Source organism: Armatimonas sp. (assembly GCF_043760365.1).
Lineage (GTDB): Bacteria > Armatimonadota > Armatimonadia > Armatimonadales > Armatimonadaceae > Armatimonas.
In genome coordinates, this window is the sequence record NZ_JAYUPA010000687.1 from 1 (window position 1) to 11077 (window position 11077).

An 11077-nucleotide genomic window follows, 5' to 3' on the forward strand; every position below is an offset into this window, starting at 1 on the left:
GCCTGTTCAATCAGCTCCGGAAAGAGCGTCACTATCTCGACCCGCATCACTTATTCTCGACCCGCATCGCTTACTTTAAGAGGCCAGGATCGTCGCAGACAGTCATTCGGCCCACTTCCAGATCCACGGAGAGAACAAACTGGGCGTGGGCAGGGATCAGCGCCAGGCTGGTCTCATACACATCGTTTGCCGCCGGGTTGTACAGGATCGTCTCCAGCGTGCCTAGGTCTTTACCTGATTCCGTCACGACCGTGAGGCCCTTGAGCTGCCAGTCGTAGTACGCGCCCTCAGGAAGCACGGGGAGCTCGGACTTGAGTAGAAACAGCTGGGTGCCGTGGAGCGTCTCAGCGGCGCTACGGTCGGTGCCCTCGAAGAGAACCAGCGGAATTCCCTGGTGAATACGGACACTCTGGACGCGGCTCGGGTGGCCGTTGAGCAAGAATGTCTTGCCCACCAGTGCCTTTGGGTCATCCAGATACGGGCGGAGTTTAACCTCCCCCTTCATGCCGAAGGGGGCAGTGACTTCTCCGATCAAAACGGGTTTGTCGCTTTCCATCACAGCCCCTCTCGTGTTCGGTGCGCTCAGGCTACGATTTCGACGTAGACTTTGCGCTTGTCCTTCATGGCAATCGCCTTGACGATAGTACGCAGAGCGTTGGCTATCCGCCCCTGCTTTCCGATGACCTTACCCAGGTCATCTGCGGCAACGCGCACTTCGTAGGTGGTGGCTTCTTCACCCGGAATCTCGTCCACTTGGACATCATCCGGAGAGTCTACCAATGCCTTCACCAAATATTCGACTGTACTTTTCACGTATTCTACTTTTATCCTACTTTCCGGCGGATTTGGGTCGTCCCTCTCTAAGCGGAGGGTAGGATCCCCTGTTTGCGGAGGATTGCTGCCACTTTTTCGGTCGGCAGTGCTCCCACGCTAAGCCAATAGCGCAGTCGCTCCTCCTTGAGTTCCATGATGGGCTCCACATCCGCGGCAACCATGGGGTTATAGTACCCGAGCTGCTCGATGTAGCGTCCATCACGGGCGCGCCGCACATCAGCGGCGACGACGTGATAAAACGGTTTCTTTTTGGCGCCATCGCGGCGCAGACGAATCTTGACCATTGTAGATAATTGTTCCTTAGGTATTTTACCGAAACGGTAGCTTAAAGCGGCCTCCGCCGCCCGAGCCACCGTCTTTTTTCTTTTTGGGGTTGCCCGCAGGCATGCCTGACATCCCCCGCATTCCCGGCATAGGCGGCATTCCTGGCATCCCGGGCATTCCTTTTCCGCTAGACATGGCGCGCATCATGCGCCGCATCTGCTCGAACTGATTCAGGAGCTGATTGATCTCCTGGACACTCACACCGGCTCCGGCAGCGATCCGCTTGCGCCGCGCCCCATTGATAAGCTCCGGACTGCGGCGCTCCTTGGCGGTCATGGAGCGAATAATCGCTTCCACCTTCGCCATCTCTTTTTCAGGCACCGACCAGTCAACATCCTTGAGCTGCGCACCCACACCGGGCAGGAGCTTGAAGAGCTGCTCCAGTGGCCCGAGGCGCTTCATCTGCTGCTGCATGGAAAGGAAGTCCTCAAAGTCGAACTTGCCGCCCTTGAGCTTCTTCTCCATCGCGGCGGCTTGCTTCTCGTCAACGGCAGCTTCGGCCTTCTCGATTAGGGTCAGCACATCGCCCATCCCTAGAATGCGGCTGGCCATGCGCTCGGGGTGAAAGACCTCCAGAGCATCGAGCTTCTCCCCGATTCCGACCAGCTTGATGGGCTTGCCCACTACAGCGCGCACCGAGATTGCGGCTCCGCCTCGTGCATCGCCGTCCACTTTGGTAAGAACAAACCCGCCCACTTCTAATAGATCGTTGAACTGCGTGGCGACATTAACCGCGTCCTGACCCGTCATGGCGTCGAGAACTAAAAGAATTTCATCGGGCTTGGTCTGGGCCTTGAGGGACTTGAGCTCCTCCATGAGCGTTTCGTCCACGTGGAGCCGTCCGGCAGTGTCAAGAATTACCACATCCAGGCGGTTCTGTTTGGCGTATTCTACCGCCTCGACAGCCACTTGCACCGGAGTTTTGCCCGCTGTCTGGGAGAAAACAGGCACTTTTACCTGCTCGCCCACAATCTCAAGCTGCTTGACGGCAGCCGGGCGCTGGAGATCACATGCCACTAACAGAGGCTGCCGACCCAGCTTCCTCAGGTGCGCCCCGAGCTTTCCCGCCAGAGTCGTCTTGCCCGCGCCCTGAAGGCCACAGAGCATCAAGACCGTGGGGGGCTTACTGGCCATCGTCAGAGGAATCGCTTCGGTGAGCGGCTTGCCCTCGGCATCGGTGCCGGAGAGGGTGGCGATCATCTCCTCGTGAACAAACTTGATGACCATTTGCGCGGGCTGTAAACCCTCTAGGATACCCTCACCCAGTGCGCGCTCTTTGACCCGTGCGACGAAGTTCTTGACGACTTTGAAGTTGACATCCGCCTCAAGCAGGGCCATACGCACCTCGCGGAGCGCGGCGTCAACATCCGCCTCCGTGAGTTTTTGGTTCCCCCGTAGTTTGGCGAAGGCGTTCTGAAGTTTTTCTGCGAGAGCCTCAAACATAGTTGTCTTTTCTAAAAACAGCACAAAGCCCGGCCGCCGAAGAACGGGGCCGGGCCACGGGCGCAAGGGACATTCTATCAAGATATAGAGGCGCTGTCAAATTTAGCGCCGTCCCGATGAACCGGGGCGTCTTATTGTCCTCGTCCCTCGGACACAAAGGCCCTCCGGGCCATCACGATTGCTCTACGTCTCATTGTCCACTGTCCGCAGAAACCTTCCAGAAACGAGGAAGAGTAATAGTAGAGCCAGTGCGACGACAAAGACCAACACATTGACTTGGAGCGAGTTAAGTTGCCTGTCGTAGATGAAATGAATGGCGGTAAAGAGGCAAATCCCCAGAGCCACAATCCATTGAAACCACCCCGCAAGTCGCGATTGGCGCAGGAGTAAAAGCAGACTTGTCAGCCCGGCTCCCAGGGCAACTAGGAGTAGGACACCGCCATAGAGAGAGTCCTCGCTTAAAGATTCACGGGGATCTTCTGAGCCAAGGCCAACAGATGCAGTGATCCATCCGAGCCAGCCGCTGAAGCCTGCCACCACGAGGTTTTGGTTTCTGTTGGGTTTGCATACGATCCGCTACTTATACACCGGGAGCTTCCAGGGCTTGCGGTACTCGCGCCAGTAGGACGTGGTGTCGCGGCCCGTCTTACCGACTAGATCCATTGTCGCCTTGTCGAAGTGCACCGTCTCGCCGCAGAGATAGGCGATATTGGCAAGATGACAGACAGCGGTGGTCTGGGCCATGGACGCGAGGCTGGAGCGGGTCTGGGTGCGGGTGCGGACGCCATCGAGCCAGTTTTGCCAGTGGTCGCCGACCGCAGGTGAGCCCTCTTTGGGGATGAGCTCGCCGCCCGGGGCATGGACACTCCAGCCGCCGCGCCAGACTCGGACAAACTTGCCGTCGGCGCTGACGAACTCGACGCCGCAGTCTGGCTTGTCGGGGTAGTCGCGGCCCGTGGACCACTGCATCACGAAGTCTGGGTTCTTGAACTTGAAGATCGCCTCGATGGTATCAGGAGCCGTGCGGTCGTCGGTAGGGTAGGCCAACTTACCGCCGACCGCGCTCACCGAGACGGGCATCACGAGGTCCTGGTTGGTCGCGCTCATCCCCAGAAGCGCAATATCCAGCATGTGGACGCCCCAGTCGCCGGTCATGCCGGTGCCGGTGTTGAGAAACCAGCGCCAGTTGCCGTGCACATGATTTCCCGCATAGGGCACCATCGCCGCCGGGCCAATCCACCTATCGTAGTCGAGGCTCGCAGGCGGTGCCGACGGCTTCTCATTGCCCACTTTCGAGCCATCGGTGCGCCACGCACGCACGAGGACGATCTTGCTGCCCAGCTTGTTATTGCGCACGAAAGAGATCGCATCGGTGAACTCTTTCCCGCTGCGCTGCCACGTCCCCACTTGGACGATCTTCTTGTGGTAGGCCACCGCCTTTGCCATGGTCCGCGCCTCGACCAAGTTATGGGAGATCGGCTTCTCACAGTAGGCGTCCTTGCCGGATTCTACGGTGTGGATCAGATTCAGCGCGTGCCAATGATCCGGCGTTCCGACAATAATCGCGTCAATGTCCTTGCGCTCCAGCATCTTGCGGTAGTCGCGGAAGATCTCCGGTTTGCGCCCGTACTTCTTCTCCACCTCCGCGATATCGCCGCCCATGCGCCCCGTGTCCACATCACAGAGCGCCGCAACTTCGACACCCTGCTTGTCCATTAAATTGCGCATGTTGGCCGCGCCCATGCCGCCGCAGCCGATCAGTCCCAACACAATCCGGTTGTTGGCCCCTTGAATACGATTAAATTCCATGCCCTCCCCTTCGACGGCAGATACGGCTAATCCTTCCTGAACTTGAACCCACCCGGCTACTCGCACCGCTCGTATCCACCCTCCCTTGAATCAAGGGAGGGTCGGCGAAGTGAGGAACGAACTAAGCCGGGGTGGGTTCAGGAGACCCGCCGCCAGCTCTCGTTGCTTGGGGCGCTCGCGCTGTTTTTGTTGCTGTGTCATCTCCAGAAAAGACGGTGGTGAGCAGTGTACGGTTACGGTCACAAAAAATACTTAGAACTGATATTGGTATACATCGAAATCAGAGGTATATATAAAACATGAGCCGAGAGCTACCAAAAAACGACCTGCCGACACTCATCCTCGCCGTGCTGGCCGAAGGCCCCCGGCATGGGTACGCCATTGCACGGGCTATCGAGGCCCGCAGCGAGGGGATGCTGACGGCGCGTGAAGGAACTCTCTACCCGGCCCTGCGCCAGCTAGAGAGCGAGGAGTTTATCGAGAGTTTATGGGAGCACCCGGTCTCCGGACCCGCTCGCAAGGTCTACCGCCTCACGGAAACGGGGCGCGGAGAGTGCGTGCGGCGTGTGGCGGCGTGGCAACAGTACGCCGCCGCGTTTGGTGCGATTGTCGGAGGCAAACTCAATGAACAGCCCACTTGAAGTCTATTTAGAGACGCTAAATCAGGGCCTCAGAGCCCTCCCTATTCATGAGCGCCTAGAGCAGCTCGACGAAGCCCGGGCGCATCTGGAAGGGCTTACGGAGTCGTCTCTGGAGCAGGGCCGGGAGCGCTTGGAGGCGGAGGCGCAGGCCATTGCGCAGTTTGGGGAAGTGGGAGTTATTGCCGCGCAGCTCAATCGTGCTGCGACAAAGCGGCGCTGGGGGCACACGCTGGGGGTGGCGGCTATCTATCTGGGGATCACGAGCTTCTGCGCCATGCCACTGCACTATCTTCTCTCACTGAGCGTCACGTTCTACCGGGACTTTATGCTGCGGCCTCTCCCCTTAGGTTCCTCATCGCTCTGGGCGTTCTGTCTGGTGCTGGTGAATGTGCTGACCTGCCTGGTTGCCGGTGCGCTCCTGCGTCGCCTGGCTCCCGGAAATACGCTTCGTCCCTTGCTACTGGTAAGTGCCGTACTCGGGGGAGAGCATCTACTTTCCTTGCTACAGCACAACGTATCCCCAGGGATTCCCCTCTTCGCACAGACGACGTTTGGAATTGTCCTGAGCTTCTTGACGTCGGGGGCACTGGAAGAGATTCCCGACGAGCTCTTGCGTCGGCGGAGGCGCGTGGTATGAGCACCTTGACACAGCGTTTTCTCACCGAGCTCGACGGGGAGTGGGGCCACCTGCCCGACTCGGAGCAGCAGAGCCTGAAAGAGCAGATCATGGTGCGCCTGGAGACGCTCGTGGCGATCGAGCGGGAGCTGGGGGCCAGTGACGAAGAGGCACAGCGTCGGGCGGTTCGCGCGGTCGGTGAGGAGGGGATTCTGCGCCCCCCGACCCGGATTCGTCTTTCCCCCCACTGGCAGGTTGCGCTGGTCTGGACCGCTCTAGGGGGGCTGGTCTCTGAGGGCGTCTTTTTTCTCAATCCATTCATCAACCAACTGAACGCCTTTGTTCCTCTGATCTACGTCCGGAGTGGGCTGGTGACGCCGCTGACCGCAGCCCTCACCACCTGGCTTGCGTTTCGGTGGCATCCCCGTGGAGCCAGACGCGGTGTGCTCTATGGCCTGGGAATCTGGCTTATCCGCTGGAGTCTCCAGCTTGTGCTCGCCTACTACGTGTACCGTTCTCCCACGCCCGAGTCTTTTCGTCAGGAACAGCTCGGTAGCCTTCTGATCCACGAAGCGGCGTATGCAGTCGCGACCCTGGGAACCCTGTGGGCTCTCCAGAAAATGCGCAGGAAAAAACTTCCCAAGAGTCTTTAGCAGGTTACTTTGACTCGGCTATAGAGAAGGCACCATGATCTTACAGAACCGACAACTGCATCTGAGTCTCTCTCGTGATTGCCAGCGCAACTCAAGTTGCCAGCGCAATCACTGTGAAGATTCGCGCCTCTGTGCGCTGTGGGAGTCGGTTTGGACGAGCCAGGGAGAACGAGCTAGCTAGCTCAAAACTCCCAAGCCCAGACGAAACGGCCCCCGGCGCAAGAAAGCGCAGGGGGCTTTTACTTTTGTGGCCCCGTCGTCTAAAGGTCAGGACAGCGGTCTTTCTAACCGCTGGTGCCGGGTTCAAGTCCCGCCGGGGCTTTGATTGATCTTCTGTAGCTCAGTTGGCAGAGCGCCGGTCTGTTAAACCGGATGTCGAGGGTTCGAGCCCCTCCGGGAGAGTTAATGCCTTTGTAGCTCAATGGGATAGAGCAGTGGCCTACGAAGCCAACGGTTGCGGGTTCAACTCCTGCCAAAGGTATAGATTTGCACTTTTTGCAAGCTAAAGGAAGGTGAATGTGTGAGGCACACAGGCTGTCTTGAAAACAGCTCAGGCGAAAGCTGGGGGTTCGAGTCCTCCGCCTTCCTGTGCGTGCGGTTCGAGTCCGCTGCTCTCCGTTTGGTGTCCCGCCGATCAGAACGGCGGGACTAGAGAGCTAAAGCTACGAAGGCCGTTCCGGCCATACAAACTTCGTATGGGCGGCACGCCCTTTGTAGCGCGGAGCGCTCTCTAGCTCCCCCGCTCCAACCGGGGGAGAGTATTCGTGGATGGTGTAATTGGTAACATTTCTGTCTCTGAAACAGAAGAGTCTTGGTTCGATCCCAGGTCCACGAGCTTGGAAAAAGTAAAAATTGGCCCCTTTAGCCCAATTGGTAGAGGCGCATGGCTTAGAACCATGTCCGTGTGGGTTCGAATCCCATGGGGGGCATCTAGTGCCCAATGAAATTAGGCGTTTACAGTGGCGTTCCGCCGCGAAGCCCGTGCCGGGCTGGAATTCGGGAGCCCGGAACGGGCTTTGCGGCACGCAGTGCCATTGCAGACGCCGGTTTCAACCGGCGGTCTGTGGGATGATTGCAGGTGGTGTAATGGGCAACATGCCTGCCTTTGAAGCAGGAGATTTCCCGGTTCGAGGCCGGGCCTGCAAGTGGAGGAAAGTGAGTTTGCCGGAGTGGTCGAGTGGTTCAAGACGGCAGCCTGCAAAGCTGCTGCGCCTTGTGCGCATCGCGGGTTCGAATCCCGCCTCCGGCTTCAAATAAAGAGCATCCTGGGGATGCAGAAGCTCAAAATCTCTGCAAGTCCACGGGATGCTCACTGTGTTCGACTGGAGATTTTTAGTCTCTGGTTAGTACCAATCCCCCCAAGGAATCTACATCCACACTTACAGTGTCGCCCTCCTGGAACTCACCGCGCAGGATGGCGGAGCTAAGCGGGTTTTCGAGCAGGCGCTGAATGGTGCGTCGGAGAGGCCGCGCTCCGTAGAGCGGGTCGTAGCCTTTTTCCGCAAGAAGCGCTTTGGTGGCGTCGGTGACCTTGAGCTTGAGCTGGCGCTCGGCGAGGGCTTTTTCCGTGCGCTTCAAAAGCAGCTCGACGATCTGGCTGATCTGGCCGCGCGTGAGAGCGTGGAAGACAATCACCTCATCAATACGGTTGAGCAGCTCGGGTCGGAGGTAGTTGCGCACTTCCGCCAGAGCGACCGGCTCGGGGTCGCGGCCTGCTGCTGAGGCTTCTTGGATCTGCACCGCACCGATGTTACTTGTCATCAGCACGACCGTGTTCTTGAAGTTCACCACGCGCCCCTGGCCATCCGTGAGGCGGCCATCGTCGAGGAGTTGGAGCAGGACATTGAAGACCTCGGGATGGGCTTTTTCGATCTCGTCCAATAAAACCACGCGGTAGGGGCGACGGCGCACAGCTTCCGTGAGCTGGCCGCCCTCTTCGTAGCCGACATAACCCGGAGGTGCTCCGATCAGGCGCGCGACGGCGTGCTTTTCCATGTACTCGGACATGTCAATGCGCACCATCGCACTCTCGTCATCGAACAGGAACTCCGCCAGCGCCTTGGCGATCTCGGTCTTGCCGACTCCTGTGGGGCCCAGAAAGAGAAACGAACCGATCGGGCGACGGGGGTCGGAGAGCCCGGCGCGGCTGCGGCGGATCGCCTCGGCGACGGCACCGATGGCGCGGTCTTGCCCGATCACTCGGTCGTGGAGCGTGGTTTCAAGCTGGAGGAGCTTGCTTGCCTCGCCCTCAAACATGCGCCGCACGGGTACTCCGGTAATGCGGGCGACGATCTTTGCGATATCGTTCTCATCCACGACGGCATCATGGCCCGTGGTGCGCTCCCAGTCCGCGCGTGCTTTCACGTGTGCATCGCGCAGGGACTTTTCCTCTTTCTGGAGCTCGGCGGCTCGGGCATAGTCGCGTGCCTCGGCGGCGGCGAGTCCCTCCTCCACGAGGCGCTCCAGATCCGCTTCCTGCTCCCGTAGATCCTCGGGCATCTCGGAGAGATCCATGCGAACGGCTGCACCCGCTTCGTCAATCAGGTCAATGGCCTTGTCCGGCAGAAAGCGCTCCGTGACATAGCGTGCCGAGAGCTGGGCCGCGGCCTCAATTGCCTTATCCGTGATCTTGACCCGGTGGTGTTTCTCGTAGCGCTCGCGCAGTCCCGTAAGAATACCAATCGTGTCCTCGATAGTGGGTTCCCCCACAAGAACCGGCTGGAAGCGCCGCTCCAGAGCCGCATCTTTTTCGATGTTTTTCCGGTACTCATCGAGCGTGGTCGCTCCGATGCACTGCAGCTCCCCGCGAGCGAGCGCGGGCTTGAGCAGGTTGCTGGCATCCATCGCGCCCTCGGCGGCTCCGGCCCCGACCACGGTGTGCAGCTCATCAATGAAGACCACAAACTGCCCAGCGGCTTTTTTGATCTCATCCATCACGCCCTTGAGGCGCTCCTCAAACTCACCGCGGAACTTGCTGCCCGCCACCATCGCGCCCAGATCAATCGAGAGGAGCTGGCGGCCCCGAAGGTTCTCCGGAACGGAGCCCGCGAGGATCATCTGGGCGAGCCCCTCGACAATCGCAGTCTTGCCGACGCCCGGATCGCCGATGAGCACCGGGTTGTTCTTCGTACGCCGCGAGAGCACCTGAACGACCCGGCGGATCTCCGCGTCGCGACCGATCACCGGATCGATCTTGCCCTCACGAGCGAGATCGGTGAGGTCGACGCTGTACTTCTCCAACGCCTGGAAGCTGCCCTCCGGGCTCGCCGTCGTGACCGGACGCTGACGCACGGTGGAGATCGCATCGACGAGCACCGTGGGGGTGGCACCTGCCGCCCCCAACTCGTCAGAGACGCCGGGGCCACCCTGTTGCGCGAGCCCGACGAGCAGGTGCTCGGTCGAGACGAAGTCATCCCCGCGCTCGGTGGCGAGCTTCTGCGCAGCCTGCAGCACGCGGTACATCGTCGGCGAGAGCCCCGGCGACTGCACGGTCTGGCCGACCGCGCTCGGCATCGCATCGAGCGCCTTCGTGACCGTGGCCGTCATTGCCGCACGGTCGACGCCGACGCGGTCGAGCACCGCGGTCGCGATGCCGTCACCGCTCGCACCCTGCGCGAGCAGCGTGCCGAGCAGGTGCAACGGCTCGACCTGTGACTGACCGGCCGTCGCGGCACGGCGTACGGCGCCGGCCAGTGCTTCCTGGCTCTTGGTCGTGAGCTGAAGATCCATGTGGGTCACCCCCGGGTTCGGGTGCGTGGCCGGCGGCCGCGCGTGGACAGGTCAGCGCCGGGCGGGGACCTGCGCGCAGGTCTCGGACCCGGTCATCGGGGACGGCGGTCGCGGTCGCCGGGGCGCGGACGCCAGACGACGACCGCCGTCGACGGCGACCCGTCGGACGCCGCGGCGAGGCGCGGGCGCAGCCGGGCCACCTCCGCACGCAACAGGCCCACCTCGGAGCGCAGCAGCTCGACCTCGGCTTCCAGGGTGAGGATGCGCTGGATCCCCGCCAGGTTGAGGCCCTCGCCCGAGAGCCGTGCCACCTCGCGCAACCGAGCGATGTCGCGCAACGAGTAGAGCCGGTTGCGCCCACCGGTGCGGTCGGGCGAGACCAGCCCGAGCCGGTCGTACTGGCGCAGGGTCTGCGGGTGCATGCCCGCGATCTGGGCCGCGACGGAGATCGCGTAGACCGGTGCTGAGTCGTCCGGGCGGAACGGGTCGCTGGTCACGTCGCCGCCCCGCTCTGCTTGGCTCGTGCCATCAGGTCGGCTCGCGGGTCGTGGTCCTGGGTGGCGGACGAGTACGCCGCGAGCGCCTCGCGTGCCTCGCTCGAGAGGCGTTGCGGCACAGCGACATCCACCGTCACCAGCAGATCGCCCTTGGTGCCGTCCTTGCGCGGCACGCCCTTGCCGCGCACGCGCAGCACGCGGCCTCCCTGGTGCCTTCCGGCAGCCGCACCTTGACGGTGCCGCCGCCGGGCGTCGGCACGACGACGTCGGCACCGAGCGCTGCCTCGGTGAACGTGACCGGCACGGTGATCGTGAGGTTGTCGCCGTCGCGCCCGAAGACGGGGTGCGCGCTCACCGAGACGACGATGAGCAGGTCGCCGGCCTCGCCGCCGTTCTCGCCCTTCGTCCCCTTGCCGCGCAGCCGGATCTTCTGCCCGTGCTTCACTCCCGCGGGGATGCGGGCCTGGACGGTGCGGGTCGACGGTGCGCGGCCGCTGCCCGAGCAGGTGGGGCAGGGGTCGTCGACGACGA

General features: G+C 61.2%; 10 protein-coding genes, 8 tRNA genes and 1 pseudogene. 11 read left to right on the forward strand and 8 right to left on the reverse strand.

Annotation, left to right across the window (positions count from 1 at the left end):
- Positions 1-70 precede the first annotated feature (70 nt).
- The 5 genes from rimM to ACH2EH_RS16000 all read right to left on the reverse strand — a co-directional run bounded on the left by rimM (position 71) and on the right by ACH2EH_RS16000 (position 4410).
- Positions 71-556 carry a ribosome maturation factor RimM gene (gene rimM, locus ACH2EH_RS15980; protein WP_395143097.1) on the reverse strand — a complete coding sequence of 162 codons (486 nt, stop codon included), beginning with the start codon at positions 554-556 and terminating at the stop codon, positions 71-73.
- Positions 557-582: 26 nt separating this feature from the next.
- Positions 583-813, reverse strand: coding sequence for a KH domain-containing protein (locus ACH2EH_RS15985; protein WP_309686700.1), 231 nt, complete (start codon positions 811-813; stop codon positions 583-585).
- A gap of 47 nt (positions 814-860) precedes the next feature.
- On the reverse strand, positions 861-1118 hold the full coding sequence (rpsP, locus tag ACH2EH_RS15990) for a 30S ribosomal protein S16 (RefSeq protein WP_309686697.1): 258 nt from the start codon (positions 1116-1118) through the stop codon (positions 861-863).
- Positions 1119-1143: 25 nt separating this feature from the next.
- A complete protein-coding gene (ffh, locus tag ACH2EH_RS15995; protein WP_395143099.1) occupies positions 1144-2601 on the reverse strand; it encodes a signal recognition particle protein in 1458 nt (485 codons plus the stop codon).
- Positions 2602-3177: 576 nt separating this feature from the next.
- On the reverse strand, positions 3178-4410 hold the full coding sequence (locus ACH2EH_RS16000; protein ID WP_395143101.1) for a Gfo/Idh/MocA family protein: 1233 nt from the start codon (positions 4408-4410) through the stop codon (positions 3178-3180).
- A 299-nt stretch (positions 4411-4709) separates the two neighbouring features.
- On the opposite strand from ACH2EH_RS16000, the gene ACH2EH_RS16005 reads away from it, so the two are divergent.
- From ACH2EH_RS16005 to ACH2EH_RS16055, 11 genes are all read left to right on the forward strand, one after another.
- A complete protein-coding gene (locus tag ACH2EH_RS16005; RefSeq protein WP_395143103.1) occupies positions 4710-5051 on the forward strand; it encodes a PadR family transcriptional regulator in 342 nt (113 codons plus the stop codon).
- Positions 5035-5688: an HAAS signaling domain-containing protein gene (locus tag ACH2EH_RS16010; RefSeq protein WP_395143105.1), complete on the forward strand. Its 654-nt coding sequence runs from the start codon at positions 5035-5037 to the stop codon at positions 5686-5688. Before ACH2EH_RS16005 ends, ACH2EH_RS16010 begins: the two co-directional genes overlap by 17 nt.
- Positions 5685-6320, forward strand: coding sequence for a hypothetical protein (locus ACH2EH_RS16015; RefSeq protein WP_395143107.1), 636 nt, complete (start codon positions 5685-5687; stop codon positions 6318-6320). The genes ACH2EH_RS16010 and ACH2EH_RS16015 overlap by 4 nt, the downstream gene beginning before the upstream one ends.
- 249 nt (positions 6321-6569) lie before the next feature.
- Positions 6570-6642: transfer RNA gene (locus ACH2EH_RS16020), tRNA-Glu, on the forward strand.
- 7 nt (positions 6643-6649) lie between these two features.
- Positions 6650-6722 (forward strand) — tRNA-Asn (locus ACH2EH_RS16025).
- A gap of 5 nt (positions 6723-6727) precedes the next feature.
- Positions 6728-6801 (forward strand) — tRNA-Arg (locus ACH2EH_RS16030).
- Positions 6802-6826: 25 nt separating this feature from the next.
- Positions 6827-6909 (forward strand) — tRNA-Ser (locus ACH2EH_RS16035).
- A gap of 173 nt (positions 6910-7082) precedes the next feature.
- Positions 7083-7155: transfer RNA gene (locus ACH2EH_RS16040), tRNA-Gln, on the forward strand.
- Between the two features lie 20 nt (positions 7156-7175).
- Positions 7176-7249 (forward strand) — tRNA-Leu (locus ACH2EH_RS16045).
- 143 nt (positions 7250-7392) lie between these two features.
- Positions 7393-7466 (forward strand) — tRNA-Gln (locus ACH2EH_RS16050).
- 17 nt (positions 7467-7483) lie between these two features.
- A tRNA-Cys gene (locus tag ACH2EH_RS16055) sits at positions 7484-7569 on the forward strand.
- An 83-nt stretch (positions 7570-7652) separates the two neighbouring features.
- Here ACH2EH_RS16055 and ACH2EH_RS16060 read toward each other — a convergent pair.
- The 3 genes and pseudogenes from ACH2EH_RS16060 to ACH2EH_RS16070 form a co-directional block, all read right to left on the reverse strand.
- Entirely contained in the window at positions 7653-10049 is a 2397-nt protein-coding gene (locus ACH2EH_RS16060) for an ATP-dependent Clp protease ATP-binding subunit (protein WP_395143109.1), read from the reverse strand.
- A gap of 92 nt (positions 10050-10141) precedes the next feature.
- The gene (locus tag ACH2EH_RS16065; RefSeq protein ID WP_395143111.1) at positions 10142-10471 is read right to left on the reverse strand and encodes a MerR family transcriptional regulator; all 330 of its coding nucleotides are present in this window, start codon (positions 10469-10471) and stop codon (positions 10142-10144) included.
- Positions 10472-10542: 71 nt separating this feature from the next.
- Positions 10543-11077 (reverse strand): annotated as a pseudogene (locus ACH2EH_RS16070) (DnaJ C-terminal domain-containing protein); the annotation flags it as partial.